This is a genomic window from Mesorhizobium sp. LNHC229A00, assembly GCF_000502415.1.
Taxonomy (GTDB): domain Bacteria; phylum Pseudomonadota; class Alphaproteobacteria; order Rhizobiales; family Rhizobiaceae; genus Mesorhizobium.
In genome coordinates, this window is sequence record NZ_AYWQ01000002.1 from 828,757 (window position 1) to 854,435 (window position 25,679).

The 25,679-nt window shown below is 62.3% G+C and carries 23 protein-coding genes, 1 tRNA gene and 3 pseudogenes; 7 read left to right on the forward strand and 20 right to left on the reverse strand.

Features of this window, described 5'->3' with window-relative positions:
- The first annotated feature begins 220 nt into the window (after positions 1 to 220).
- Both X742_RS01000000169750 and X742_RS162595 read left to right on the forward strand, forming a co-directional pair.
- A pseudogene (locus tag X742_RS01000000169750) lies at positions 221 to 1,626 on the forward strand (murein L,D-transpeptidase family protein).
- A 10-nt stretch (positions 1,627 to 1,636) separates the two neighbouring features.
- Positions 1,637 to 1,879, forward strand: a complete 243-nt coding sequence (locus X742_RS162595) for a sulfurtransferase TusA family protein (protein WP_023770832.1) — start codon at positions 1,637 to 1,639, stop codon at positions 1,877 to 1,879.
- A gap of 4 nt (positions 1,880 to 1,883) precedes the next feature.
- Here X742_RS162595 and X742_RS162590 read toward each other — a convergent pair whose 3' ends face one another.
- Both X742_RS162590 and X742_RS162585 read right to left on the reverse strand, forming a co-directional pair.
- On the reverse strand, positions 1,884 to 3,125 hold the full coding sequence (locus X742_RS162590) for a GTP-binding protein (protein ID WP_023770833.1): 1,242 nt from the start codon (positions 3,123 to 3,125) through the stop codon (positions 1,884 to 1,886).
- Positions 3,126 to 3,178: 53 nt separating this feature from the next.
- The gene (locus X742_RS162585) at positions 3,179 to 4,345 is read right to left on the reverse strand and encodes a D-alanyl-D-alanine carboxypeptidase family protein (RefSeq protein ID WP_023770834.1); all 1,167 of its coding nucleotides are present in this window, start codon (positions 4,343 to 4,345) and stop codon (positions 3,179 to 3,181) included.
- A gap of 236 nt (positions 4,346 to 4,581) precedes the next feature.
- Here X742_RS162585 and X742_RS162580 point away from each other — a divergent pair, with 236 nt between their 5' ends.
- Entirely contained in the window at positions 4,582 to 5,745 is a 1,164-nt protein-coding gene (locus X742_RS162580; protein WP_015315488.1) for a M20 aminoacylase family protein, read from the forward strand.
- An 82-nt stretch (positions 5,746 to 5,827) separates the two neighbouring features.
- Positions 5,828 to 5,904 (forward strand) — tRNA-Arg (locus X742_RS162575).
- Positions 5,905 to 5,990: 86 nt separating this feature from the next.
- On the opposite strand, the gene X742_RS162570 is transcribed toward X742_RS162575, so the two are convergent.
- The 8 genes from X742_RS162570 to X742_RS1000000171455 all read right to left on the reverse strand — a co-directional run bounded on the left by X742_RS162570 (position 5,991) and on the right by X742_RS1000000171455 (position 13,575).
- Entirely contained in the window at positions 5,991 to 6,179 is a 189-nt protein-coding gene (locus X742_RS162570) for a hypothetical protein (RefSeq protein ID WP_023770835.1), read from the reverse strand.
- Between the two features lie 210 nt (positions 6,180 to 6,389).
- Entirely contained in the window at positions 6,390 to 6,722 is a 333-nt protein-coding gene (locus X742_RS162565) for a hypothetical protein (RefSeq protein ID WP_023770836.1), read from the reverse strand.
- Between the two features lie 128 nt (positions 6,723 to 6,850).
- Positions 6,851 to 7,297: a hypothetical protein gene (locus X742_RS162560; RefSeq protein WP_023770837.1), complete on the reverse strand. Its 447-nt coding sequence runs from the start codon at positions 7,295 to 7,297 to the stop codon at positions 6,851 to 6,853.
- Positions 7,298 to 7,386: 89 nt separating this feature from the next.
- On the reverse strand, positions 7,387 to 7,761 hold the full coding sequence (locus X742_RS162555) for a hypothetical protein (RefSeq protein WP_023770838.1): 375 nt from the start codon (positions 7,759 to 7,761) through the stop codon (positions 7,387 to 7,389).
- Positions 7,758 to 8,537 carry a hypothetical protein gene (locus X742_RS162550; protein WP_031247706.1) on the reverse strand — a complete coding sequence of 260 codons (780 nt, stop codon included), beginning with the start codon at positions 8,535 to 8,537 and terminating at the stop codon, positions 7,758 to 7,760. Before X742_RS162550 ends, X742_RS162555 begins: the two co-directional genes overlap by 4 nt.
- Before the next feature lie 92 nt (positions 8,538 to 8,629).
- Positions 8,630 to 9,280, reverse strand: coding sequence for a ParB N-terminal domain-containing protein (locus X742_RS162545; protein ID WP_023770840.1), 651 nt, complete (start codon positions 9,278 to 9,280; stop codon positions 8,630 to 8,632).
- Between the two features lie 876 nt (positions 9,281 to 10,156).
- Positions 10,157 to 10,870, reverse strand: a complete 714-nt coding sequence (locus tag X742_RS162540) for a recombinase family protein (RefSeq protein WP_245275494.1) — start codon at positions 10,868 to 10,870, stop codon at positions 10,157 to 10,159.
- A gap of 1,514 nt (positions 10,871 to 12,384) precedes the next feature.
- Entirely contained in the window at positions 12,385 to 13,575 is a 1,191-nt protein-coding gene (locus tag X742_RS1000000171455) for a tyrosine-type recombinase/integrase (protein ID WP_023783608.1), read from the reverse strand.
- Positions 13,576 to 13,974: 399 nt separating this feature from the next.
- Between X742_RS1000000171455 and X742_RS1000000172135 the strand changes: the two are divergent.
- Positions 13,975 to 14,237 (forward strand): annotated as a pseudogene (locus X742_RS1000000172135) (IS21 family transposase); the annotation flags it as partial.
- A 47-nt stretch (positions 14,238 to 14,284) separates the two neighbouring features.
- On the opposite strand, the pseudogene X742_RS01000000169755 reads toward X742_RS1000000172135, so the two are convergent.
- Positions 14,285 to 14,784: pseudogene (locus X742_RS01000000169755) on the reverse strand (LysR family transcriptional regulator); the annotation flags it as partial.
- Between the two features lie 103 nt (positions 14,785 to 14,887).
- Here X742_RS01000000169755 and X742_RS162525 point away from each other — a divergent pair.
- The gene (locus tag X742_RS162525) at positions 14,888 to 15,757 is read left to right on the forward strand and encodes an NmrA family NAD(P)-binding protein (protein WP_023770847.1); all 870 of its coding nucleotides are present in this window, start codon (positions 14,888 to 14,890) and stop codon (positions 15,755 to 15,757) included.
- A gap of 54 nt (positions 15,758 to 15,811) precedes the next feature.
- On the opposite strand, the gene X742_RS162520 is transcribed toward X742_RS162525, so the two are convergent.
- The 9 genes from X742_RS162520 to X742_RS162480 form a co-directional block, all read right to left on the reverse strand.
- Positions 15,812 to 16,696, reverse strand: a complete 885-nt coding sequence (locus X742_RS162520) for an MBL fold metallo-hydrolase (protein WP_023770848.1) — start codon at positions 16,694 to 16,696, stop codon at positions 15,812 to 15,814.
- A gap of 216 nt (positions 16,697 to 16,912) precedes the next feature.
- The gene (locus X742_RS162515; RefSeq protein WP_023770849.1) at positions 16,913 to 17,383 is read right to left on the reverse strand and encodes a DUF2231 domain-containing protein; all 471 of its coding nucleotides are present in this window, start codon (positions 17,381 to 17,383) and stop codon (positions 16,913 to 16,915) included.
- A gap of 263 nt (positions 17,384 to 17,646) precedes the next feature.
- Positions 17,647 to 18,000: a cupin domain-containing protein gene (locus X742_RS162510; protein ID WP_023770850.1), complete on the reverse strand. Its 354-nt coding sequence runs from the start codon at positions 17,998 to 18,000 to the stop codon at positions 17,647 to 17,649.
- Between the two features lie 125 nt (positions 18,001 to 18,125).
- Positions 18,126 to 19,019 (reverse strand): sugar phosphate isomerase/epimerase, encoded by an 894-nt coding sequence (locus X742_RS162505; RefSeq protein ID WP_023770851.1) that lies wholly within the window; start codon positions 19,017 to 19,019, stop codon positions 18,126 to 18,128.
- Between the two features lie 133 nt (positions 19,020 to 19,152).
- Positions 19,153 to 20,091: an ABC transporter substrate-binding protein gene (locus X742_RS162500; RefSeq protein WP_015315481.1), complete on the reverse strand. Its 939-nt coding sequence runs from the start codon at positions 20,089 to 20,091 to the stop codon at positions 19,153 to 19,155.
- Between the two features lie 80 nt (positions 20,092 to 20,171).
- Complete coding sequence (locus X742_RS162495) at positions 20,172 to 21,170, reverse strand: ribose ABC transporter permease (RefSeq protein WP_023770852.1); 999 nt, start codon at positions 21,168 to 21,170, stop codon at positions 20,172 to 20,174.
- Positions 21,167 to 22,708, reverse strand: a complete 1,542-nt coding sequence (locus X742_RS162490) for a sugar ABC transporter ATP-binding protein (protein ID WP_023770853.1) — start codon at positions 22,706 to 22,708, stop codon at positions 21,167 to 21,169. Before X742_RS162490 ends, X742_RS162495 begins: the two co-directional genes overlap by 4 nt.
- Positions 22,705 to 24,084, reverse strand: a complete 1,380-nt coding sequence (locus X742_RS162485) for a carbohydrate kinase (protein ID WP_023770854.1) — start codon at positions 24,082 to 24,084, stop codon at positions 22,705 to 22,707. The genes X742_RS162490 and X742_RS162485 overlap by 4 nt, the downstream gene beginning before the upstream one ends.
- Positions 24,081 to 24,863, reverse strand: a complete 783-nt coding sequence (locus tag X742_RS162480) for a DeoR/GlpR family DNA-binding transcription regulator (protein ID WP_023770855.1) — start codon at positions 24,861 to 24,863, stop codon at positions 24,081 to 24,083. Before X742_RS162480 ends, X742_RS162485 begins: the two co-directional genes overlap by 4 nt.
- A gap of 179 nt (positions 24,864 to 25,042) precedes the next feature.
- Between X742_RS162480 and X742_RS162475 the strand changes: the two genes are divergently transcribed.
- Positions 25,043 to 25,679 (forward strand): class II aldolase/adducin family protein (locus X742_RS162475; protein ID WP_023770856.1); only part of this gene is annotated, 637 nt, incomplete at its 3' end.

A 25,679-nucleotide genomic window follows, 5' to 3' on the forward strand; every position in this document is an offset into this window, starting at 1 on the left:
GGCAGACGGAAGCTGCCTGTCCACGCCAATGTGGCGGCGATGAGCAATTTCGCCACAAAAATGCCGCCCCATTCGGTTCAATGAAACCACCGCGGGAGAACGGCCGAGCCTTGCGGTAAGGAATTTTCAAGGTTAACGGGCTTACGGTCCGTCAGTGTTCAGCATGCGGGTGTGGCCGTTTCGAAGCCATTGGCCCGAAAGAAAAGACATAGCCTTATCCATGTTTGCCAAGCTTGCCCGCACTGGAGTTCTTGCCGCCTCGATTGCCGTCGCGGGCTGTAATGATTCGTCGATGAAGGACTTTGCCCCGGAAGCCAACAAGCCGCTGCCCGACAAGGTCCTTGCCGATATGAGAGCCAAGGGCATGGTCCGCACCTCTTCGGTGATGGCGCGCATCTTCAAGGAAGAAGGCAAGCTTGAGATCTGGAAGGCCAAGACCAATGGCCGCTACGACATGGTGGCGAGCTACGACATCTGCAAATGGTCGGGCAAGCTCGGCCCGAAATACACCGAAGGCGACCGCCAGGCGCCGGAAGGTTTTTACACGGTTCGCCCGTCGCAGATGAATCCGCGCTCGAATTACCATCTGTCGTTCAACATCGGCTTTCCCAACGCCTATGATCGTGCCAATGGCCGCACCGGCCAGAACCNAATTACCATCTGTCGTTCAACATCGGCTTTCCCAACGCCTATGATCGTGCCAATGGCCGCACCGGCCAGAACCTGATGGTGCATGGCGCCTGCTCGTCATCGGGCTGCTATTCGATGACCGACGCCCAGATCGAGCAGATCTACGCCTTCGGCCGCGACGCCTTCCAGGGTGGCCAGACCGAGTTCCAGATCCAGGCTTTTCCGTTCCGCATGACGGCCGCCAACATGGCGCGCTACCGCAACGACCCGAATTACGAATTCTGGAAGATGCTGAAAGTCGGCTACGACAATTTCGAGGTCACCAAGGTGCCACCGAAAGTCGACGTCTGCGAGAAGCGCTACGTCTTCAACCAGGTCGCCCCCGATGGGCAGACCTTCAATCCGACCGGCCCCTGCCCGGCGACCACGCAGCCGGATTCGCTTAGGAGCGCCTATAACGCCTATCAAAGCACCTATGACTCGGCCTTCAACAGCGCGCTCAAGGCCAGTGTGCCGCCACCCAAGCCGACGATTGCCGGCATCAAGGAAGCGAGCATCGTCTCCGACTGGTCCAAGCGCCGGGCGCGTGGCGAGCGCGTGCCGATCGATCCGCCGTCGCTCAACACCGACGGTTCGGTGACCGAGACGTCGCGCATGGGCCGCATCGATTCGCCCGCCGGCCGCAAGATGGCCGCGCTCGAAGCCGAAAAGGCCGCCAAGGAGAAGGCCGAGCGAGAGCGGGTGGCGGCGATAGAAGCGGCAAAAGCGGCGAAGGAAGCCGCCAAGGCGCAAGCGTTGGCCGAAAAGGAAGCTGCCAAGGCGCAAGCCGTGGCTGCGAAGGAAGCGGCCAAGGCCGCCAAGGAAGCTCCGGTTGCCCCCGCGACCATCGCGGCCCCGGCGGAGGCCGCGCCGGCAGCCGAGACGCAGGCGGCGAGCGCCGATGAAAGCCGGGTTACGAAGCTGAAGAACAAGTTGCTCGGCATGTTCGGCGGCTGAGGTTTTCACCTTGGCCGAACTGATAGCTATCTACGACCTCAAGGGGCTGAACTGCCCTTTGCCGGTCCTCAAGGCGAAAAAGCGCCTGGCCGGGATGCAGCCCGGCAGCAGGCTCTGGCTCGAAACCACCGACCCTCTGGCTGTCATCGATATTCCTGCCTTCTGCGCCGACAGCGGACATCAGTTGATCGAGACGGCGGCGATGTCCGGTGGCCATCGCTTTCTGGTCGAACGCGGCGAATGGCAATCGTAGGAAACTAACGCCCGGCGATCGCCAGGGGATTGTTTTCCAGCGCCGCGCGGTCGGGCGTGTCGACCGAAGGCCGGTTGGTGAGGGCGGCGAACAGCCGGCGCACATAGTCTTCCGGCATGTCGAGCGTAATCAGCACCAGCCGCGTACCGCGCTGGCTGTCCGGCCAGGACGGCAACCGCACCGGCGGATGCAGGATCTTTTGGACGCCATGCACGACCAAGGGCCGCGACGGATCCTCCTGCAATTCGATGACGCCCTTCATCCGCAGCAGGTGCTCGCCATGTGTGGAACGCAGGAGATCGAGGAACATCTCGATGGCTGAAAACGGCACCGGCCCGTCATGCACCAGCGAGTGGGTTTTTACGCGCTGATCGTGGCGATGGGCATGGTTATGCCCTTCATGGTCATGGTCACGTTGGTGGTGATCATGCGCGGCTTCTTCGCCGAGCCAGCGCCGCACGTCGGCGGATTTGGCCGCAGGATTGTNCAGCGAGTGGGTTTTTACGCGCTGATCGTGGCGATGGGCATGGTTATGCCCTTCATGGTCATGGTCACGGTGGTGGTGATCATGCGCGGCTTCTTCGCCGAGCCAGCGCCGCACGTCGGCGGATTTGGCCGCAGGATTGTAGAGACCGCAGTCGAACAATGCCGCCACCCCGGTTTTCGTCTCCCCGGCATCGAGCACTCGAGCCCCGGGATTGATCTGCCGCAAGCGCGCCCGCAGCGTGGCGAGGTCGCCGTGACCGGTGGCCAGATCGGCCTTGGAGAGCACGATGCGGTCGGCCACGGCGACCTGCTTGACCGCCTCGACATGCGCATCGAGCGTAGCATTGCCGTTGACCGCATCCACCAGGGTGATGACGCCGTCGAGCCGAAAGGCCTGGACCAGCGCCGGATGGGCCATGATCGACAGCAGCACCGGCGCCGGGTCGGCCAATCCCGTGGTTTCGACGATGACGCGGCCAAGCCGGACGATGCGGCCGGTCTGCAGCCGGTCGACCAGGTCGGCCAGCGTGTCGACAAGTTCGCCGCGCACCGTGCAGCACAGGCAGCCGTCGGAAAGCTGGATGATGCCGTCGGAGGCCTGCTCGACCAGCAGATGGTCGATCGCCACCTCACCAAACTCGTTGATGATGACCGCGGTGTCGACGAGCGCCGGATCCTTCAGGAGCCGATTGAGCAATGTCGTCTTGCCGGCGCCGAGAAAGCCGGTCAGCACCGAGACTGGGATCGGGAAACCGCTCATCTGGTTCTGTCTTCTAGTTTGACCATGATCTCTCGCGAAAGCCGGATCATGCTCTAATTCGCGACCTTGGCCGGCTGGTCGCCTTGCGCGGCGGCACCCACGACTTTCGGGCCGGTGCCGGCGGGCACCGGCTTGTCGGGCCGCCAGGTCGGGATTGGTACGTCGGCATATTCCTGCGCGCCCTCGTCGAGGATCGCCTTAGGCGCCGGCCCCGTCGCGCCGCCAAGGCCGACGGCAACCAGTGTCGGTACATGATCGAGCTTCTCCCGATAGGGCGATTTAGGCTGGTCCTTGGCGGCGGCCGGCAGCGGCGCCTCGGACTGCTCCGCCTTCGTCTTCTTCTTGCAGACTTCGTCATGCATGTCGTTGGGCGAGATCAGATCACCGTAGGGCGCGAGTGTGGTGACGGTGGTGGACCCCGCGGCAGGCGCGTCAAAGCCTTGATCGAGCAATTTGGCCGCGGTTTCGGCACGGCTGACCGCCGACTTCTCGCCAAGCACGACCGCCACCAGCGTACGTCCGTTGCGGGTCGCCGACCCGATCATGTTGAAGCCCGACGGGCAGACAAAGCCGGTCTTCATGCCGTCGGCGCCGGGATACCGGCCGATCAGGAGATTGTAGTTCGGAATGGCCTTCTTGCCGACCGCGAGCCCCTCGATCGAGAACCACGGCGCATATTGCGGGAACTCGCGGCGGATCGCCATCACCAGGATCGAAAGATCGCGCGCCGTCGTGTACTGGTCGGGCGAGTAAAGGCCGTTCGGGTTGACGAAATGGGTGCCGTTCATGCCGAGCCTGGCCGCCTCGGCATTCATCCTTTCAGCGAAGGCTGCCTGCGAGCCGCCGACATTCTCGCCGACCGCCATGGCGATGTCATTGGCCGACTTGACCAGCATCATCTTCAGCGCATTGTCGAGCCGCATCACCGAGCCGGGCTTGAAACCCATCTTGCTTGGCGGTTCGCCAGCGGAATGTTTGGTCACCTTGATCGGCGAATCGAGCTGGACTTCTCCGGCCGCGATCGCCCGGAAGGTCACATAGGCGGTCATCAGCTTGCTGAGTGAGGCCGGATACCAGCGCTTGAACGCATCCTGGTGCTGCAGGATCTGGCCGCTCTTCAGGTCGAAGACCACCACCGGATTGGCCAGCGCTGGCCCAGCCAGGACGGACAGCATGATTGCGCCAGCCGGGAATGTTTTGAGGAAATGCCTGTACCGCATGATCGAATCCGAAATCGCCTCTTGCCCTGATTGCCCCTGGCTCCGTAAGATTTCATTACGTGACCGCCAGCATAAGGATCCGACCCTCAAAACCGGACCGCATTATTGCGGTGCTATTTACCCTATGTGACGCCAACATGGCAAAGCGCCTGACAATCATAATTGCAAGGCACCCCGGGCCCAATTGCAAACCACCAGGCTGAAGCCGGCTGCACCAACAACGAAATGGAACCATCATGCCAATCCTCAACCGCGCCGCCGAAATGCAGGACGAAGTCGCCGGCTGGCGACGACATTTGCACCAGACGCCAGAACTGAACTTCGATGTCTTCAAGACGGCGGCTTTCGTCACGGAAAAGCTGAAAGAGTTCGGCTGCGACGATGTGGTGACCGGCCTCGGCAAGACGGGCGTCGTCGGCATCATTCGCGGCCGTCAGGGGGAAGGCCCCACAATCGGATTGCGCGCCGACATGGATGCACTGCCGCTCAAGGAGATCACCGGCAAGCCCTACGCGTCGACCGTTCCGGGCAAGATGCATGCCTGCGGCCATGACGGCCACACCGCGATGCTGCTCGGTGCGGCGAAATATCTCGCCGAGACGCGCAACTTCACGGGCTCCGTGGCGGTGATTTTCCAACCGGCGGAAGAAGGCGGCGGCGGCGGCAACGAGATGGTCAAGGACGGCATGATGGAGCGTTTCGACATCGCTAAAGTGTTCGGCATGCACAACATGCCCGGCCTGCCGGTCGGCCAGTTCGCCATTCGTCCGGGCCCGATCATGGCGGCGACGGCCGAATTCACCATCACCGTGAAAGGCCGCGGCGGCCATGCGGCGATGCCGCACGGCACGATCGATCCGATCGTCATCACCAGCCAGTTGGTCGGCGCCTTGCAGACGATCGCCTCGCGCAGCACCGATCCGGTCGAGGCGGTGGTGGTGTCGGTGACCAAGTTCCACGCCGGCGACGCATACAACATCATCCCGGAATCGGCCGAGATTGCCGGCACCGTGCGCACGCTGAAGAAGGAGGTGGCCAGGAAATCGGAAGAGCGGATCCGCGCCATCTGCGCGGGACTTGCCACTGCCTATGGCGCGACGATCGAAGTCGACTACGACGCGAACTACCCGGTGACGTTCAATCATGCCGATGAGACCGTCTTCGCCAGCGATGTGGCCGCCGACGTGGCGGGCGATGCCCAGGTGCACCGCGAGATCCAGCCGGTGATGGGCGGCGAGGATTTCTCCTACATGCTGGAAGCCCGGCCTGGTGCCTTCATCTTCATCGGCAATGGCGAGACCGCCGGTCTCCACAACCCGGCCTACGACTTCAACGACGAAGCCATCCCGCACGGCATGAGCTATTGGGTGAAACTGGCGGAGACGGCGCTAGCCGCCTGAGGCCATAAAAATCNCCGGCCGAATTGCGTTCGACCGGCCCTCTTGGCGAAACGATCCGAAGCGGCTATGTGTCGGGCCGCGTGGTCCCGTAGCTCAGTAGGATAGAGCGGCAGATTCCTAATCTGTAGGTCGCAGGTTCGATCCCTGCCGGGATCACCAAACAAAATCAAGACGTTGCTGAATTGAATGCCGCAAGGCAATCTCCTGTGGGGGCGCTGCTGGGGACGCGAGATGCCGCGAGCTTCTCAAGCTGCCCGTTGGCCCCGCCGCACGTCCTCGACGTACCATTGCAGCGCCTGCCACGGGTCAACATCTAGCAGCCTCACCGCCTCGGCGTAGGCTTCGCCCTCACCGCAGTTCTCCTTGACGATCTCAAGGTGCCCCTTCATCCACTCGGCCACGGCGGTTTCTAGGGTGCTGTAGTCGATCTGCATTTGGTCTCGCTCCTGTTGTCACCGCGCCGTCGCGGCTGCCAATGAGATAGAAGACCGCGCGTTAACCCGTCAATTCAAATAAATTCAATGCGTTAAGCGGAACTGTTCCCTTAGCGGAGACGTCGCGCCAGTGGAGTGATCTCTGTCCCAAAGGACCCGCCCCCGACATGCCTCTTGGGGCGACACATCGGGGGCAGGGAAGGTCATCGTTCATTCGTCTCCTTGGTTGAGTGCAGTCCTGATCCGCTGGGCATGCTCCGCGATGGCTTTCCAATCGCCTTTGACGACCAGCGAGCGGATCGCCGGAAGGTCCGCCTCGTCACAGCAGTCGAGGTAGTCGCTTAGGGTGAGCCCGACCGGGGCCAAGCATTCGCTCGTCATGCGGTTCTCAAATGCCTTCACGGTCGCGTCGAGGGTCTGCTGATCAACCCCGATGACGTTGGCGTCGAGCGTCCCGTCATGGGTGAACTTGGCCACGATCAGTTCAGCCGTGTCACTGTCGACGGTCTCGTTGAATGCGGTGATCGCCTTGTCCGCAATCACCTCGATCTCGGCAGGGTCGGCGGTGTCAAGGCCTAACGCCTCATCCTTGTCCGTCTCGTTGGTGTTGCTGTCCGCAGTCGGAACCGGAGCGGTGTTACCCGCCCCGGCATTCTCGTCCGCTACGGCACTTAGAAAGACGGAGGTGCCTTGAGCCCGCGCTTCGCCAAGCCGTCCGCCACCGCTGCATTAAACTCGGCCTTGCTGATCTGCCCGGTCTCGACCATGTCCTTGGCTTGGCTGAAGCTCACCTCATAATTTGAGAGCGACGGTATGCGCACGTTCGTGCTTTCGATGGTCTCCTTTGTCGCCACCACTCCAACGTCCTGAGACCGGATTGCGCCTTGGGTCTTCACCCCGAGACGCTGCGCAGCGATTTGCTGGTTGAACTTCGACATCGAGAGTTCGACAGCACGGTCAATCTCCTGCTGCTTGGCCCGCTCTGCCGCCTCGGTAGCAAGGGCACCTTGCTTGGCCCTGTCAGCGTCGGCCTGTGCTTCCTGTGCCCGGAACATGGCCTTGGCCACGAGGGTGTTGTCGGTTTGGTACTTGTTCGGGTTGTCGTCGTAATGGGTCATGTCGTTTCGTTCCTTCAAAATCTGGTCGTGATTGTACGCCCCTGAGCGTCATACTCCGGGGTCTGGATTGGTGATGATGGTGGTGGTGTTCAGGTCTCGCGGCGCGTGAACCCGTAAGAGCCCTGAGGACGCGCGCTAGGCGCGGCTGGGGTTGAGGGTGGGGAAAGATCGCCGCTGCCTCCGGCGGTGCCTGCGTGGGGCTTGCTGGGCCTCATGGAAACCTCGGCAACCTTACGTGCAACCGTCACCGCCTCCAGTGCCGGATAGCCATAGACCATGAAGCATCTCTCGGCGGCTATCTGGAAGTCTCGGGTCCAGTCGATCCCGACACCGGCCAGCCTCTTGTCGAGGTCTGACACAGCTTCCCAGTCATCAGCCTGAAGCCAGTCGATCAAAGCCAAAGCGGCCTCCCGGCTGGGGTAGGTCCGCACATGATCCCGCCGCTGTATCGCCTCCCAGTTCATGCGCGGTCTCCCTTCGAGGTCATCCGGCCCATGCGGTAGAGATACGCCAGCGGCGAGGTCTCCGGGTTCCGCTCTTCGTCGACATCGAACGGGCTGAGGGTTCCCGTAGCAACCAGTTTGTCGATGGTCTGGTGGTATTGCTTGACCTCGGCTGGGGACATGTCCCGCCACTCTTCCTTCTTCGGCTGGATCGTGATTGCCTCGGTTGTCATTCGTCTCAATTTCCTCCGTTCCTGTGCTGCTTTCAGTGATTTCGTTCTGCGCATCTTGGCGCGTTGTGAAAGGGCTTCGTCGGGGATCACCCGCTGGCCTGATAAATGCCCGAGTGTCAGCCGTTGTCGGCCCCCGCGCTCTGCTCTGTCGTCGTGGTCGAGCTTGTGCCGCTTGCCTCGCCTGTCGTCGTCCTGGCGGACCTTGGCCTCAGCAATCTTGCCTTCGACCATCGCGTCCCAATCGGCCTTCGTGTAGCTCTCGGACATGGTCGAGGTCATGACCAAGAACAAGACTTCCCGGTCGGTCAGCCCTGCGGGGTCGTCGTGCTCCTGCATGATCTGGAACGCCGTCGGGCAATAGACGCAAGCGCCGGTCTCACTCACCAGCCCCCGCCAATGCTGGCCCAACTGGTGTTCGATGGTCGAGGTCCCGTCTGGGTGCTGGTCGAGGTATTGCGCCATGAACGCCGTGACGGCCTCATGGGTGACGTAGCGGTCAACGTGGTCGTTAGGGTCCCATCCCGGTGACCCTAGCGTGACCAGCGCTTTCTCATCTGGTTTCATCTTCTCCTTCACGCGTTGAATGTGGAAAGAGCGCCCCGATACCGGAACGCCCTATGTAAATTGCACCCCGTAGTGATTACACAGGCTGGGCCTCAGAACTCGTCATTGTCGACCTCGATGGCCTTTCTGTCGTCCTCGCCTAGATACTCCCTAAGGAACCCATAAACCTCCGGCAGTTTCCGCCCGAAGTAGCTCGCCAGCGCCATGGCGGCGATCTCGGGGTTCAGTGCCAGCTTGGTCGAGAACTTCTTGGTCAACTCGTCGGCGTATCGCTCGGCAACCTGTTGCATCCATTGCTCCCGTTCATCTTCTCCGTTGGGCTCTTGATCCTTTCCGTTGGCCGCAAGGCGAGCCCGGAACCACGATGAGAAATCTCCCGCCTGTTCGCCTAGGGTCTTCTTGGCGCGCCGCATGATCGAAACTTGGGCTTCCGAGATGCCCGACGCCTTGGCAACCTCGGCCTTGCTGTGCCTGTCAATCAGCACCAGACGCCACGCGAAGTTCTGCCGGTCGGTGTTGTCCATCGGCAGCTTGGCCTTCGAGTTGGCCTCCCCGGCCACCAGAACGGCCTCTTCCGGGGTCCCCTCGAAGTACATGACGGGCACCGGAGCGGCCCACTTGGCGGCCCCGTAAGCCTCGATCCGGTGATGTCCGTCGATGAGAATAGTCCTATTCCCCACCACCATGACGGTCACCGGGTCGAGGGCTCCGATTGCCTTTATCGCCTTGATCAGGTCCGACACATGCCGCTCGNACCACCATGACGGTCACCGGGTCGAGGGCTCCGATTGCCTTTATCGCCTTGATCAGGTCCGACACATGCCGCTCGCTGATCCCGCCCCTCGGCTGGAATAAATCGGGCACCGTCTCAATGTTTCGAAGGCGCAACTCAGGGGGGCCAGTCACAGGCCCCGTGAACTGCACGGTCAATTCCTGGAGTTGATCTCCAGCACTCATTCTCGCTCCTTGGGTGTCTGTATTGTTTCGGTACGTTCGTCGGCCCCTACGATGGACCATCCAGGGCGCTCAGGAGGTGCCTCTGATTGTTTCTGTTGGGTAATCTTCTGCGATCTTCCGTCTGAGACGGACGCCTTCGCCTCCCGACCACGCTGCTGGTAAGCTTGATTGCGGTGCCGGCGATCCTCCTGCACCGGGGGCCGGCTCGGGTGCCTGCTCCTGATTTTGTTCGGCTATCTGCTGCGATCCAGCGCTGATCAGCGCCGATACTGCTGTTGTTGGGTTATTCGCTGCGGTTCGCCGCTACGTGGCGGTCGCTACTGACTTCGTTGGGTAATCTGCCGCTATTGTCCATCATGGTGGACTTGGCTAACTACCTGTCCACCGGGAAACACACGGATAGGCAGACACGCGTCTGAACATTCGCGCCTCACCAAAGCTGCCCCGCCAAGCGCCACATCCTGTCTCCCGGAAGGAGCGAAACAGGGCAACAGGCGGTCGCAACAGGGGAGAACTGCACGGGGCAGCTTGGGAGAAGAGCGGGGGTGCCGGGTGGCGTTTGCGTTGCGTAGGTGCCAGTGGGCAACCTATTCCAGATGGAGGACAAAACGCCTCCGTAGTGCTTGTGGAGGCCATATTCGCCTTCCCAGCTAGTGGTGCCCCTATTTGTCGGTCGCCTGCCTTGCGAGGATGCGGCTGACGGTCTTCATGTCCATGCCTATCGCCTGCCCGATTTTGTTGAAGCTTTGGTTCTCGGCACGCATGGCCACCATACGGGCAAGAGTGGCTTGCTCGGCCTCATTGGGGACCAGTCTCTGCTGGCCACCCGCCTCGACCACATCAAATCCAAAAGGACGCTTGCCGCCATTGTAGAGGCCCCGGGAAGCCATGCTCCGCTTCACATCCCTGATGCGTTCTCTGATGCGGTCGCGTTCGTTCTCGGCCACGGCTGACAAGATCGTGAACACCAGCTTAGAGATGCCGTTGCCACACACGTCCCCGCCAAGGTCCAGCATGTGCAACTCGACCTTGGAGCCCTTCAACTCCTCCAGCGTCACCAGCGCATCGGTTGCGTTACGAAACATGCGGTCGAGCTTCGGTGTAATGATGATGTCGCCTGACCCTATTCCAGCCACCATACGCTGGCCCTCTGGACGTTCGGCCAATGGGACGGACCCAGACACGCCCGCTTCAGTGAAGGTCTCTGTAATCGTCCAACCCTTCATCATGGCGTAGCCTTCGATCGCCCGCTTCTGGGTCTCAAGGCTTTCGCCGGAATTGGCCTGTTCGAAGGTGGAAACCCGGATGTATCCGAAGACTTTCATGGCGGTTCCTATGGCTTTGCAGTAGCAATGCCATACGGTAGTCAATGCCATAGGCGAAATCAAGGGGTTTGAGGAGGATCAGGCGCGAAGCCGTTGCCCCGTGCTAGTGGTCCGGTTATTCACCCGCTCGCCCCGGCGTCACCCGCTCAGGGTGTCGCAACGGCCATCGTCACGAAAACCGGTCGGGCCGCTCATCGTGGAACCTGAGGCGGTACGGGGGGACTGCGCACGTGCCTGTTATCCGATCACCCGCTCGGAAATTTGCACCAAACATAGTGACCCCCTGGTCAGAACGGTATCTCGTCGTCCAGTTCACGTCCCTTCTGCCGCTGACCAAAATCCGGTGCGGGCAGGGCGCGAGGCTTCGAGGGGAGAGCCTTCGGCGTTGGTGGGGGGCCAAGCGATCAAGGCGTGACCTAGCAATGCCCTTAGGCGGGCATCGTATCGGAAAGCCGCGTCTTCTCGGCATTGCATTCGGACTAGGGATAGGGCTGCGCAGCTTGCGGCCATGGCGAGGCGCGCTTCGGCTAGCTGCGTCCGTAGCTCCCGACCTTGAAAGATGGGCGCTATCGGTGGATCATAAGTCATCTGGGGCAGTGTACACCCTTCCCCGTCGACAGCACCACGTAATCGCCTGTGACCGAATGCGTGGCCGGCGAGGCCCCCCAGGGGGGTGCTGCGCGCGGGCCAGTTATCCGATCACCCGCCCAGAAATTTGCACCAAATATTCCGACCTTCTAAAGGAACCTTTTGTCGGACAATACGTTTTGGGCGCCAAGGACCTGGGGGACCACCCAATGGCGAAGCGCGACAAGGCCGGTCACAAGACAGTTGCCGACACTCTTCAGGAACTGATCCGAAGCGAGGACAACCGTCGCCAGGTTCGGAAGGCCTTCGGCTTGGAGGTTGAACCCGGTCTGCCGCCAACTCTAGCCTCACTGCTCGCCGCCGTTGAAGAGGCTCATAAGGAAACCCTAAATCGCCCTCATGAGCCAGTTCAGATACAACTTGAGGCGAGACCCAGACGGAACCTGGACGGTGTTCGACGTGGTCACCGGCCAGCCCGTGTCGCCTGATGGTAGGCCAGCTATGCCTCAGCAGAGAATGTGCTGACGACTTAGTCGACCTTCTGAATGCCGAGGACCTCAAGAGCAGGCTCTCCTACGGGAGGCTCACCTGACGCGGGGCCATCACTCGGTAGGTTTCAGCCTTGATTTCTTCGTCTGGTGATCCGACTGCGAATTGGTCGAGACTATCATGGACCAAGCCACGCTCCACGGTCAGTTCGTGCTGTTCGATCTCAAAGAGCCCCGATGAGCCGCCATTGGTTCAGCTCTCCGCTCTCGATAAGGGCAGCAACCCGGGCGAAGCGCTGCGACCGGCAAGCCACACGCGGTTTGGACCCCCGCAAGCTGCCGGCCACCCCCCTTTTGGAAGGGGCTTGAACGAACCCCTACAGCGCCAACAGTTGTCAGGCTCTACACCCGTCCGCGCTTATCTATTCCACGGCCTTCCGCAGCGCCCGGCCCATCTCCCCCTCGGCGACTAACCAACCGCCTTGCAAGTCACCCGAACGCCTTCTCCAGCGCCTCTGTCTGCTTCCCATCCATTACATGCGCATAGTGCTTCAACAGCACCGCAACCTGTGTATGCCCGGTCAATGACATCACCGTCCTGAGGTCCACCCCCGACGCCACCAGACGGGACGCGAACGCCTTTCTCAAATCATACGGACGCACGTCGCTCAGCCCCGCCGCCTCAAACATCTTCGCAGCGAACTTCTTGATCGTTGTTATGTGCCCTGTCTTCGCCGCCTTATAGCCCCGCTGCCTTGTCCCCTTCACGCCATCTGACGGAAACACGAATGGGCTTTGTCCGCGCTCTTCCACCAACCGCTTGAGCAACGCCACAGCTTCCGCCCGCAGCGTCACGCGGTGGGTCCGTCGCTGCTTCACTGTTTGCGCCGGCTTGGTCCACACACCGCCGTCGAGGTCGACGTCAGTCCATCGCATGGCGAATGCTTCCTGCGGTCGGCTCCCGGTCAACCACAACAGCCGCATAGCATCCGCGTTCTGCCCCGGGTTGGCGTCCAGCACCTTCAACAGGCCGTCAATCTCAGTATCAGCCAACAGCCGCTCCCGGTGTCGGGCTTCCGCCTTGGCGCTGCCCATGACTGGATTGTCTGCCCGATAGCGTCCCCGCAACGCCGCTGTGAACACGCTCGAAAGGCCGGCCCTGACGTGGTTGTGTAAAGCCGGTCGACGGGCGAGCTTCGTTAGAATGCGGTCGATGTCTGTAGCCGTCACGTCCCTCAGAAACCGGGTTCCGATAGTCGGCTCGACGTGGTCACGCATCTGTTGCTTGAAATCGCGGATGTAGCGCGCCGCCCTCCCTTTCGCTTCCATGGTCTCAGCAACTTCCTTGATAAGGTCGGAAACGGTAACGCCAGTTCGCTTCCGCTCCCGCTGCTTCTCTGCCGGGTCGGAGCCCGCAGCAAGCTCTCCGAAGCGTTGCCTCGCGATTGCCCTCGCGTCATCAAGGTCAATTTGCTCGACGGGTCCAATGTTCATCTTCCGGTCGCGACCGTTCCTGCCGCCGAAGGTGTCGTCCTTCCAGCGCATCGCGAAGGTCGGTCTCCTCCCAGGCCGAAGGCGAATGCCAAACGCAAGAACCTCGGTGTCCCAAATCCATGTCTCTGTGGTAGTCTCCTTAGGCAAATCTCGTTCTATGAGCCGCTTTGTGATCTTCACGCGCATGTATCGCCTCTCTGCCATGGGGACCTAGCCGGGGACGCTGTGGGGACGTGCGATGCCGCCACCGTACGCCTTGCGTTCCTGTATTTCTGGGTCCGTCACGGGGACGTGTAATTGCGTCGGGTCCACTCCGCAAGCCTTATTTCTCTAGGGCGTATCCCATGTAGCGTAAGGTGTTTCCCTGCCAGACATAGGTGACTTCGGCCACTGCTTCCTAATCTGTAGGTCACAGGTTCGATTCCTGTCGGGATCACCAATATTCTCAATTACTTGTGCGACGACTACCGTACTTTTTGCAAATTAGTACGGCAATTGGTACGGCAAAGTTGCGCCTGTTAACGTTCTGATCCGCCTGTCAGGCGAATCACCGAACCTCACGATATCTGGGCTGAGGAAGCCGAGGCTCTCATGCCAGCGTCCCGTTTCTTCGACGGGTTTGTCGAATACACCAAACGGGTCTCCCCAACCTGCCTCGTGCATCTGGAGCGCAACCGCTACAACGTTCCGGCGTCCTTTGCCAATCGGCCTGTGAGCCTTCGGGTCTATCCGGATCGTGTCGTTGTCGCTGCGGAGGGTCTGATTGTCTGTGAGCATCGGCGCGTCATCGATCGCTCCCATGATCGACCAGGGCAGCGATCTATGACTGGCGGCATTATTTGGCTGTCGATAGCTTCCGATTCAAAAACAGCTCCGCGATCATCAGCGCTTCGCCGGTTGCCACGACCACCAGCCGATCGCGCAGGAAGACTCGTCCGACGAGGCTGTCATCCGGATCGGGATTGACCCTGATCACCAGATCAAATCCCTCCTCGATCATGTCGACGGAACGGTCTTCCGTCGACACATCGAGCCTCACTTCCGGATATTTCAGGGCAAACACGGCGGCGATCTTTCCCATCGCGGTCTGCGAAAAAACCAGTGGCGCGCTGATCCGCAACCTGCCTCGCGGCCTTTCACCTCCCGAGACGATCGCTGCGCTGTCTCGTCGAGTTCGGTAAGCAGCCGGCCCGCACGTTCGTACAGCGCTCGCCCTTCCTCGGTCAGCTTGAGCATTCGTGCGCCGCGTTCAAACAGGCGCAGACCAAGGCTGGCCTCAAGCTCCGCTACCCGACGTGACAGCGTCGCCTTGGGGCGAGCGGCAGCGCGGGCGGCACGCCCGAAGCCGCCATGGCGCGCCACGATGACGAAATCAGCGAGAGCAAGCAGATCCATGTGTTCCACCAGTGATACGCTGCGTTCAAATATCACAGCTATCGGCCCATGTGCGAACCACTCATATTCGGGTTGTCAAGCAACCCAACTCGGAGAAACAATCATGACTATCCTCGTTACCGGCGCCACTGGCCGTGTCGGCCGCCAAGTCGTCCAGCAGCTCGTCAAGCGCGGCGCCGATGTGCGCGTCCTCGTTCGGGACATCTCGAAGGCTGACTTTCCGGCCGTTGTGGAGGTCGTTCAAGGCGAACTGCTCGACATCGACTCGCTGCGCAAAGCGTTTGCCGGCATCAAGACACTGTTCCTGCTCAACGCCGTGTCGAGGGATGAATTCACCCAGGCGCTCATCACCCTGAACATTGCCCGCGAGTCAGGCCTCGAGCGAGTTGTGTACCTGTCGGTGATCCACAGTGATCGCTTCGTCAATGTGCCGCATTTCGCCGTGAAGTCCGGCGCGGAGCGGATGATCGAACAGATGGGCTTCAGCGCCACTATCCTGCGCCCGGCCTACTTCATCGACAATGAACTCATGATCAAGGATGTCATCTTCAATCATGGGGTCTATCCCATGCCGATCGGAGCCAAGGGCATCGCCATGATCGACGCCCGCGACATTGCCGAGGTCGCTGCCGTCGAGCTGATCCGTCGTGACCAGGCCCCGGGCAAGCTGCCGATCGAAATCATCAATCTGGTCGGCCCCGATACGCTGACTGGTTCGGATGTAGCGGCGATCTGGTCGGATGTCCTGGGCCGCCCGATTGCCTATGGCGGCGATGATCCTACCGGGTTCGAGCAGAATCTGGCGAACATCATGCCCAAGTGGATGGCCTATGAAATGCGCCTGATGGCCGAACGCTATGTCGCCGACGGCATGCTTCCGGAGGCCGGCGACGTCGAGCGTTTGACAGGGATCCTGGGCCGCCCCCTGCACTCCTATCGCAACTTCGCGAATGAGCTTGCGGCATCGGTCTGAGGCCAACCGCATTCGCACTCAGCTTCAACGAGTGGCAGCTGTATGGCCCGAATCTTACCGGGGCTTGTCGCTCGGCGTCCATTTGAAGTGGTCGCCGTCTTTCTCGATCTGCCCAATACCTGGGAACGGAAAGTGTGGTGCGAAGATCATCTCGTGGTCCTTGGCCAGTGTGGCCAAGGTCTTGGCCCTGTTCTGCTCACCTTCCGGCTTGTCGCCGTCGAAGGCCACGGCCCAGTCCGGCTTGGCGAGCGAGATGATTGAGCTGTGCACCGTGTCGCCAATATCGAACAGCCGTTCTTTTCCGGATTTGATCTGATAGCCGACATGGCCAGGTGTGTGCCCCTTGAGCGCTACCGAGGTGATACCAGGCGCAATCTGGGCGCCGGCCTTGAAGGGTTTCACATGGCCGGCGATGACCTTGACGATATCGGCCGCATCCTTGTTGGACTTGGCGAAATCCCACTCCACGTCAGACATCCTTATCGTGGCATTGGGAAAAGCCAGTTTGCCGTCCTTGACCAGCCCTCCTATGTGATCGGGATGAGAATGGGTGATCAATATCTCGTCGACGTCAGCGGGTTTGATGCCGGCCTTGGCCAGGCTGTCCTGCAGCGCACCGCCGACACCCGTGTCGATCAACACGACGCTGGTCTTCGATTTGACCAGCAGGGCGTCAACACTCAGCGTGATGGTATCGGTCGGCGCCCCCGCCGCCTGGAGCAGCTCGCCGACTTCCGCGGGGCTGTGATCGAGGCCGAAGGTCTTGCCATCGTTGGGCTTGACGAACTGGGCGTCGTGCAGGGCGACGATGTCGAGTGTGCCAAGCTTGAATGACTTGGCATCCGGCTGCTGCGCCGGCATCTGCGCCATTGCCAACCCCTGATGGAGCAGCATCAAAGTCGTTGTGGCCAACAGCCTGATGGAATTGGACCTTATCATGCGGGTATCCTCTGGCTGCGGAGGCGCGACCGTATCGGAAGACAGCTGGTGCGGCGGGCAATTCCGGGGTCGGGCCGATCACAAATTCGCTAGGGATATAGGCCTCGGGCACGGTCCGGCAATGGCGACCCCTTACCGATAGCCGCTTCCCGGGACGACTCGGTAGGCTGGCGTGTTCTCAAAGGCCTCGGCGAGCCCCGAAGAATAGTCCGCGCTTCAGCGTCGGCGCACTTCGGTTGGGTCATCGGCGACACCCACGCGATGACGGTAGACCATTTCCCAGCCTTTCCAGCCCGTGAACAGAAGAATGAGAACCACGATCAGCGAGAGGACCAGGCCGGTGGGCATCACCGCCGTCTCGCCATGGGTATAGCGCGAGTACCAGTTGTAGAGTTCGATCAGGACGACGAGCACATTGCCGCCGGCGTGGAGCCAAGCGTCACTCAGATTTCGGATTTGAACATCGCCCAGGACATCGGTCAGTCCGGCAAGGGCTGCCAAAGCGGCCATTATCAGGCCCGCCCCAAGCAGCCAGAGACTAGCGGTCACCCATCCCGGATTGCCTGTTCGCCAGAAGATCAGGTCGCAAACGAAGGTAGCGACGAAGAAAGCGATCGGGAAAGGAATCAGCATGGGATGGATCGGATGGCCGGCAATGCTTGCCGTGCTTTGCGGGTTGCGGGCCATGGTAATGCCTCCAAAGGCAGTCGCGCGCGACTGCGGTACATCTCTGAAAGACAGTGTGGAGTAAAACGCCGGCTGCAGGTGAAGGTTCCACACCCCAAAGCGGTAGAGCTCCGAAGCGGAAGGCGCGCGGGCACGGTTCGATGGCGGAGCTGGTTGAGTGGAGTCGTGGTGCGGATAGCTATGCCGCAGTAGGCGCAAAGTTATCCGTGCTTACCCGCCTTGGCGAACCACGGCGGGCCTGCTTCGGCTGCGATCGGGCGGGCTCAGCCGACCCTGACGACAAAATGCTTGGTCACCGGCTCGATGATCTTCCAGGTGCCCTTGAAATCGGCTTCCACCACGAAGGCGTCGCCGGGGCCGACCTCGACCGGCGTGCCGCCGTCGGGCGTGATGATGATGCGGCCGGCGATCATGTGCACGAACTCATAATCGGTGTAGGTCGCATGATAGGTGCCGGGCGACGCCCGCCAGGTTCCCGATATCACCTTGCCATCCGGAGTCGTGTGCTGGACGGCTGTCTGCATGGTTGGCTGGCCCTCGACCGCGATCCAGCCAGGCAGATCGCCGGCTTCCGCGTGCTCGACCGCGCCGAATTTCAGGATGGTCTTGTTCGTCATGCCGGGCTCCGTTTGCTTCATGTGTCCTGCGGTTCGGATAGCCGATGCACATGACGGGAGCAATGCCGTGCCATGCGAAACAGGCACGGCGGCGCATTCGGGCTGACCGGCGCGGACCTGGAGGATTATGGCTTGTGCCGTGCCGAGACCAGCTCTGCCTTGCGTTGCGCCGTCTCCAGCCCGAGGCCGATGAAGGCGCGCGCGTGCTTGGCGAGCGCCATGTTGTCGGTCCACAGATTGCGCCAGATCGCCGTCTTCTTCGACAGGTTCTCGTCGACAATCTCCGAGGAGAAGGATTCGAAGCTGAGATCGTCGGCATAGCCGATTGCGGTCAGCGCGTCGAAAATCCCTGCGAAATCGATGTTGCCGGTGCCGAGGAAGCCGCGATGGCTTTCGCCGATATGGACATAGCCGATCTTGGCCGCGGCGTGGCGGATGGCCAGCCCGACATCGGCTTCCTCGATGTTCATGTGGAATGTGTCGAGATGCAGGAAGATGTTGTCCGACCCGGTGTCCTCGATAAAGGCCAACCCTTGCGCGGCGGTGTTGAGCAGGTTGCTTTCGAAGCGGTTGACGATTTCGAGGTTGAGCGTGACGCCGGCTGCCTTCGCCGTCTCGGCGACCTTTGCCAGCGTTGCCGCGCTACGGTTCCATTGATCGCGTGTCGGTGCCTCGATCTGCAGGCCATGGCTGGTCGAAAGAATGCCGGCGACCTTGCTGCCGCCAAGGTCGCGCGTCAGCGCGACGGTGTCGCTGAGGATCTCGACACCGCGGGCGGCGACCGCCTTGTCGGCGCTCGAAATATCGCCGTCACCAGGCAATCCGATGCTGATCGCGACGCCGAGACCAAGATCGAGGATGCGTTTGGCAAGCCCGCCAATATCGACATTGGCAGGGTCGAGATAAGAGAATTCAATCAGGTCGAAACCGGCCTCCCTGGTATTGGCCAGCGTGCGTTCGAGTTCGCTCTGCGCCGAGCTTGCCGACCAGACGAAGGAATGGATTCCGATGCGTGACATGATCGTCTCCGGTTAAAGCAATTCCGGGAAAAGCATGCAGCGGTTTTCCGTCCGGAATTGCGTAAAACAAAGAGTTAAGCGGCGAGGAGAATGGTGCGGCCGGATCGCTCCGGCCGCACCGGCCTTGGGAGGCTTATCGGGCCGCGGTCCAGCCCTTGTAGTCCTTCAGGTTCTCGGCCGTGATCAGCTTCGGGTCGAGCAGTACGGTGGCCTCCGCCGGCTTCTTGCCGGCGAGCAGGTCGGCCGCCATGGTCAGCGACTGGCCGGCCATCACATAGGGATCCTGCGAGGCCGAGGCCTTGATCATCGATTTGCCGGAAGAAAGTTCCTTTTCGATATCCGGCGCGCCGTCGACCGCGGTGAATATGAACTCCGAACGGTTGAGCTGCTTGGCGGCGAGTTCCGCGCCGATCGCCGTCGGATCGTTGATGGCGAACACCGCGTCGATCTTGTCGAAACGGGTGAGCAGCGACTGGAACACTTTCAAGCCGCCATCGCGGGAGCCTTCGGCGTTCTGGTCATCGGACAGGATCTTGATGTCGGGATGCTGGGCAAGCACGTTCTTGCAGCCTTTCACCCGTTCCAGGATCGACGACGACGCCGGCCCGTTGAGGATGACATAGTCGCCCTTGCCGCCGGTGTGGTCGACCAGGTATTGGCAGGCTTCCTCGCCGGCCTTGACGTTGTTGGTCATCACCGTGACGTCGGCACCGGGCGCCGAAACGTCGAAGGCCGCGACGATGATGCCGGCGGCCTGCGCCTTCTTCACCGCCGGAGCGATCGCCTTGGCATCGACCGCGTTCAGCATGATCACATCGACGCCGGCGGCGATGAAGGAATCGACCTGCGAGACCTGCTTGTTGAGGTCGTAGTCGGCCGACACCGACGTCACCTCGACTTTCGGATTGATCTTCCTGGCCGCGTCCTCGATGCCCTTGATGGTGGCGACGAAGAAGGGGTTGCCGAGCAGGCCGACCGAGATGCCGACCTTGTTGAGGTCCTTGGCCGATGCCGGCGCGATGGCGACGGCCGCGAGGGCGGCGCCGCAGAGCAGTTTGGCGATGGTCTTCATTACGCTTACTTCCTCCTGATGCCCCGCGCCTCTCACGGTGCGTTACACAAGCCGGTCGTTGATGCCGGCGACTAGGTCACTCACGTTCTTGCCCCTGACTGGAGCCGGTAGCGGTCGAGGGCGACCGCCACGATGATGACCAATCCCTTGATGATGTACTGCCAGATGTCAGAGACACCGGCCAAGATGAGGCCGTTGGAGAGCACCGCGATGATCAGGCCGCCGATCAGCGTGCCCCAGATCGAGCCGACGCCGCCGACGAAACTGGTGCCGCCGAGAATGACGGCGGCGATGGCGTCGAGTTCGTAGCTTTGCCCGAGCTGCAGGCCGTTGGCGGCGTAAAGCCTTGCCGCCGACATGGCGCCGCCAAGGCCGGCAAGCAGGCCGGAAACGCCATAGACGAAGAGCAGCACCAGCGGCACCTTGATGCCGGTCAGCCGAGCTGCCTCGGCATTGCCGCCGACGGCATAAATCCAGGTGCCGAGCACCGTGCGCTTCAGCACCAGCCAGGACAGCACCACCACCGACAGGGCGATGACGACGAGCCAGGGAATGCCGAGCACCGAACCGTTTCCGATGAAGTCGAACGGCAGGTCGGAGTTGAACACCGTCGTGTCCTGCCCGAGCAGGCGGGCAATGCCGCGCACGGCTGTCAGCGAGCCCAGCGTGACGATGAACGGCGGCAGCCTGATATAGGCGATGAGCAGCCCGTTGATGAGCCCAAAGCCGAGCCCCGCCAGGATGGCCGCAGGCACGCCGAGCAGGCCCCAGTCGGGCACCAGCGACACCAGCACCGCCACCATCGCGGCGGCTGCGAGGATAGAGCCGACCGACAGGTCGATGCCGCCGGTCAGGATGACGAATGTCATGCCGGCGGCAAGCACGATGTTGATCGACGATTGCTGCGTGACGATGAGCAGGTTGGTGCCGGTGAGGAAGCGCGGGTTGATGAACTGGAAGCCGGCCGCCAGCAGCACCAGCACCGGCAGCATGCCAAGCGCCGCAAGCGCGGTGCGCAGCCGCCGGCTCCTGACCGCCGCCTGATCCACGCTCTTCGTCGCGGTCGTCCTGTCTGTCATCGCTGAGACGCTCCCGTCGCTAGTTCCATGATCGCTTCCTGACGAAGCGGCTCGCCTTCGGATGCCGTCACCTCGCCTGATATGGCGCCGTCGCGCATCACCAGCACGCGATCGGCGACGCCGATCACCTCGGGCAACTCGCTTGATATCATCAGGATGGCGATGCCCCGGTTGGCGAGATTGTCGATCAGCCGGTAGATTTCCGATTTGGCGCCGACATCGACGCCGCGGGTCGGCTCGTCGAGGATGACCACCTTCGGCTCGGTCTCCAGAAGGCGCGCGAGCAACACCTTCTGCTGGTTGCCTCCCGACAGCGAGCCGGCATTGGCCTGCGCCGAGTTGGTGCGGATCGACAGGTCGGCAATGGCCTTTGCCGCACGCCTGTCGGCGGCCGTGAAATCGCGAAGGCCGCCGGCTCGCGCGTCCCTGACAAGTACGCCCATGCTGATGTTGTCGGAAATGGACATATCGAGGAACAGGCCGAGTTCCTTGCGGTCCTCGGTGAGGTAGGCGATGCCGGCGTCGAGCGCCTCGCGCGGCGAGTCGATGGTTATGGGCTTACCGTCGAGCTCCATCGTGCCGGCGCTGCGTTTGTCGGCACCGAAGATCAGCCGGGCAAGCTCCGTGCGGCCCGAGCCGACGAGGCCCGCCAAGGCCAGCACCTCGCCGTGATGGAGATCGAACGAACAGTTCTTCAGCAGACGAGCGTCGGACATGCCGCGCACCGAGAGCGCGACGGCGCGTTCTCCGTCTGGAGGGCGATGATCCTTCTTGTAGAAGGCGGAGAGATCGCGGCCGACCATCATCGACACCAGGCGCGAAGCGTTGAGATCGGCGCGATCGAGCGTACCGACATAGCCGCTGTCGCGCAGCACGCTGACGCGGTCGGCAAGTTGGTAGACTTCCTCCATGCGGTGGCTGATGTAGATGATGGCGATGCCTTGCGCCTTCAGCGTCGCGATCACCTCGAACAGGCGGTCGGTCTCGCGAGAGGTCAGCGATGTAGTCGGCTCGTCCATGACGATGATGCGCGCATTGGTCGACAGCGCCCGTGCGATCTCGACCAGTTGGCGCTCGCCGAGCGACAGGCCGGAGACCAGCGCACGCGCCGAGAACGAGACACCCAGCCGACCGACGATCTCTGCTGCGCGCCGGTTGCACTGGTCGCGGTCGACGATGCCGAAGCGGCGCGGCTCGTTGCCGAGGAAAATGTTCTGCGCCACCGTCAGGTTCGGCGCCAGCGACAGCTCCTGGTAGATGACCGCGATGCCGGCGGCGCGCGCCTTGATCGGATCGCCGGTCGCGGCGGGCGCGCCATCGATCAGGATCTCGCCGCCGGGATCCGGCCGATAGGCGCCGGACAGCACCTTCATCAGCGTCGATTTGCCGGCGCCGTTCTCGCCCATCAGCGCGTGCAGCTCGCCGGCGTGGACGCTGAGCGAGACGTCCTGCAGGGCACGGATCGCGCCGAAGGTCTTGGAGATGTGGCGCATCTCCAGCACCGGCTGGCGCGCCGCCTGCGTCTGCACCGCGCTCATCGCGTACCACCCGCCGCCGTGGCGGCGGCACCATGCCCGGCAACGAGATCGCGCCAGGCGTCGCGATAGCCGGCAAGCCCGCTGAATTGTGTCCCCTGCACCGGCTCTGGCGGCTCGGCTGCGAAGTCGCGCCCCACGCTCTCGAAGGCGAGCGCCGCGGCACCCGTGGCGCTGCCTTCGAGCGAAGCACCTTGCAGGAAGGCCTGACCGGGACGCAGCTGCGCCAGCAGCCCGGCAAGCAGGCCGCCAGTGTTCAGCCCGCCATCGATGATGACGGTGTCGTCGGAATGGATGAGATCGAGGCAGAGATCGATCATCAGCGCCACATAGAGCAGAGCCACGGCCGCGCGTTCCTTGGCATCGGGCGTGCGCCCGACCAGCCGGCCGGAACGGTCCGGCATCGGCCCGCCCGCAGCGAAGCTCGGCAGCGCCATGAGGCCGGCATCGATCGCCTGGTGGATCGAGCCACGCGGGATCGCGCCTTGCCAGTCGCCGCTGATGACGGCGAATTCGCGCCCGCCCATGAAGCGGATGGTCGGTACTGGACTACCGTCGACATCGACATTGACCAGCATGTCGCGCTCACGGTCGAGCGCTTCGAGCGGACAGTCGGGGTTGAGCACGACCACCCAGGTGCCGGTCGACACGACAGTCAGCGGGCCAAGCTCCTGGCGGCGATAGGCATGCAGTGCCGCATTGGAGTCGTGGACGCCGTTGTGGATGGCGACCGGGCGCCCGGCACCATCGAAGCGCTGCTCGCCGATGACGGCGCCGGCGCGTTCGAAAGCCGGCATCTGGCCACGCCAGCCCTCGGCGTCGACCAGCGAGGAGAAATCACGTTTGCGCGGTGCCCACAAATGCGAATGGCAGCCGAGATAGGAGACTTCGCAGACCGGCCGGCCGCCAAGGCGCCAGCTCCAGTACTGGGGATAGCCGAGGATCCATTTCGCCGCCGCGAACGCGTCGGGATCGACTTCCTGCAGCCATAGCATATGACGGCCATAGTTGAAGCCGAGCGGCAGGCGGGGGGAGAATGTCTCGCCGAAATCCGGGATGCGGCGGTCGATCCGCGACACGATTTCGGCCGGTGGCTCCTGTTCGTAGTCGAGGATCGGATGGGTCAGCGCCTTGTCGTCGACAAGAGCGAAGGTACAACCATGGCCCGACACCATCACCCCTTCGACACCATGGTTTTCGACCGCGTCGGCCACGGCACCGAACGCCCAGCCATGGAGGGCGGCCTCGTCGAGCACGCTGAAGCCGCCGTGGCGCGCCCATTTCGGTTGCGTCCGGCGCTCGTCGAGAATACGTCCGTCCTGGCCGAAGACGAACAGCTTCGAATTGGTCTTGCCGAAGTCGAGCACCGCCACGTTCACGCGAGGGCTCCCGAGGTTGAAGCGATCCGCACCATGACGCCGGCATCCTCCAGCATGCGCGCATCGCCATCGGAGAGCCCGTCATCGGTGACCAGCGTGCCGATGCGCGACAGCGGCAGCGCGACATTGCGCGCGTGGATCGACAGCTTGCGGCTGTCGGCCAGCACCACGATCTGGTCGGCGCAGAGGCTGAGCTCGACGATGGAGCGGACCAGCAGCGGATGCGATTCCAGCAGCCCTTCCTGGTTGAGCCCTTGTGAGCCGAGAAAGAATTTCGAGGCATAGAAGGGCGTCGCCTGGGTCGGCGAATGGATGATGCCGGGTTCGCGGTGCAGATCGCCGCCGGCAACCGTCAGGCTGCAATGGCCATGGTCGCTGAGATAGGCCGCGAGCGGCATCGAATTGGTGTAGAGCCGGATGTTACGGTCGGCGAGCTTGACGCCGAGATGGAAGCAGGTCGAGCCGCCATGGACGATCACGGCGTCGCCATCGCGCACCATGGTCGCGGCGACGGCCGCGATCTGCCGCTTGGCCTCGACGGCAAGGTCACGGTTCTCGTCATAGGGCCGGGCATAGGCGACGCCCGCATGCGAGGCGCCATCGAGCGCCGAAATGCCGCCATAGACCTTGCGCGCCTCACCGGCCTCGTCGATACGGTCGATATCGCGCCTGACGGTCGCCGCCGAAACGCCGAGCCGCTCCTGCAATTCGCGCACGGAGGCAAACGGGCGATCCCGCAGCAATTCGACGATCTGACGCTGGCGGCCGAGGTCGCTCAACCTTTCCTCCCTGACGCCATTTCTATGGCAATTGGTGCAACTTACTCAACATTAGTTGGATTGCAAGCTGCTTTTGACGATAGTAGATCACTATTGACGCAGATCACTCACATCTGCGATACCAGCGCCAACACCCGTCCCGACGACGGGATTTCGTGCAAGCGTTGGAGAAAAGGGCCATGGCGACCCAAGCTGATGCACAGGAACTGGCCGCCTTGCGGGCGCTTTCGGCCAGCATCGGGCTGAACCCCCATATGACGCAGGCGGCGGGCGGGAACACCTCGCTCAAGGCCGGCGACACGCTGTGGATCAAGGCCTCGGGCACCTGGCTGAAGGACGCGCTCAGCGACGACATCATGGTGCCGGTGGCGATGGCGCCGCTGCTCGAGGCCGTCGACCGTCGCGACCCGGCCGCCGACAAGCCACAGGCCTTCGCCATCGAAGACCTCAATCGGCGCGGCCTGCGTCCGTCGATCGAGACCACGGTTCATGCCTTGATGCCGCAACGCGTGGTTCTGCACGTCCACTGCGTCGACACGATTTCGCTGGCCGTGCAAGCCGATGGCGAGGCCGAGGTCGCCACACGGCTGGGCGGCATCGAATGGGCCTGGGTGCCCTATTTCCGGCCGGGCCTGCCGCTCGCCCGTGGCATTGCCGAGAGATTGCGCCCCGGGGTCAACGTACTGATCCTTGGCAATCACGGGCTGGTGGTCGCCGCGGAAACCGTCGCCGAGGCGCAGGCCTTGCTGCACCGCGTCCGGTCGCTGCTGGCGCGCCCGGCGCGCGCGACCGCCGCACCCGACATCGCCGCCCTGA

Bases quoted from the DNA above. Each gene is read 5' to 3' on its own strand.
- X742_RS162585 (WP_023770834.1), bottom strand. From the start codon at position 4,345: ATGCGGTACAGGCATTTCCTCAAAACATTCCCGGCTGGCGCAATCATG.
- X742_RS162580 (WP_015315488.1), top strand. From the start codon at position 4,582: ATGCCAATCCTCAACCGCGCCGCCGAAATGCAGGACGAAGTCGCCGGC.
- X742_RS162570 (WP_023770835.1), bottom strand. From the start codon at position 6,179: ATGCAGATCGACTACAGCACCCTAGAAACCGCCGTGGCCGAGTGGATG.
- X742_RS162560 (WP_023770837.1), bottom strand. From the start codon at position 7,297: ATGACCCATTACGACGACAACCCGAACAAGTACCAAACCGACAACACC.
- X742_RS162555 (WP_023770838.1), bottom strand. From the start codon at position 7,761: ATGAACTGGGAGGCGATACAGCGGCGGGATCATGTGCGGACCTACCCC.
- X742_RS162550 (WP_031247706.1), bottom strand. From the start codon at position 8,537: ATGAAACCAGATGAGAAAGCGCTGGTCACGCTAGGGTCACCGGGATGG.
- X742_RS162540 (WP_245275494.1), bottom strand. From the start codon at position 10,870: ATGGCATTGACTACCGTATGGCATTGCTACTGCAAAGCCATAGGAACC.
- X742_RS1000000171455 (WP_023783608.1), bottom strand. From the start codon at position 13,575: ATGCGCGTGAAGATCACAAAGCGGCTCATAGAACGAGATTTGCCTAAG.
- X742_RS162525 (WP_023770847.1), top strand. From the start codon at position 14,888: ATGACTATCCTCGTTACCGGCGCCACTGGCCGTGTCGGCCGCCAAGTC.
- X742_RS162520 (WP_023770848.1), bottom strand. From the start codon at position 16,696: ATGATAAGGTCCAATTCCATCAGGCTGTTGGCCACAACGACTTTGATG.
- X742_RS162515 (WP_023770849.1), bottom strand. From the start codon at position 17,383: ATGGCCCGCAACCCGCAAAGCACGGCAAGCATTGCCGGCCATCCGATC.
- X742_RS162510 (WP_023770850.1), bottom strand. From the start codon at position 18,000: ATGACGAACAAGACCATCCTGAAATTCGGCGCGGTCGAGCACGCGGAA.
- X742_RS162505 (WP_023770851.1), bottom strand. From the start codon at position 19,019: ATGTCACGCATCGGAATCCATTCCTTCGTCTGGTCGGCAAGCTCGGCG.
- X742_RS162500 (WP_015315481.1), bottom strand. From the start codon at position 20,091: ATGAAGACCATCGCCAAACTGCTCTGCGGCGCCGCCCTCGCGGCCGTC.
- X742_RS162495 (WP_023770852.1), bottom strand. From the start codon at position 21,170: ATGACAGACAGGACGACCGCGACGAAGAGCGTGGATCAGGCGGCGGTC.
- X742_RS162490 (WP_023770853.1), bottom strand. From the start codon at position 22,708: ATGAGCGCGGTGCAGACGCAGGCGGCGCGCCAGCCGGTGCTGGAGATG.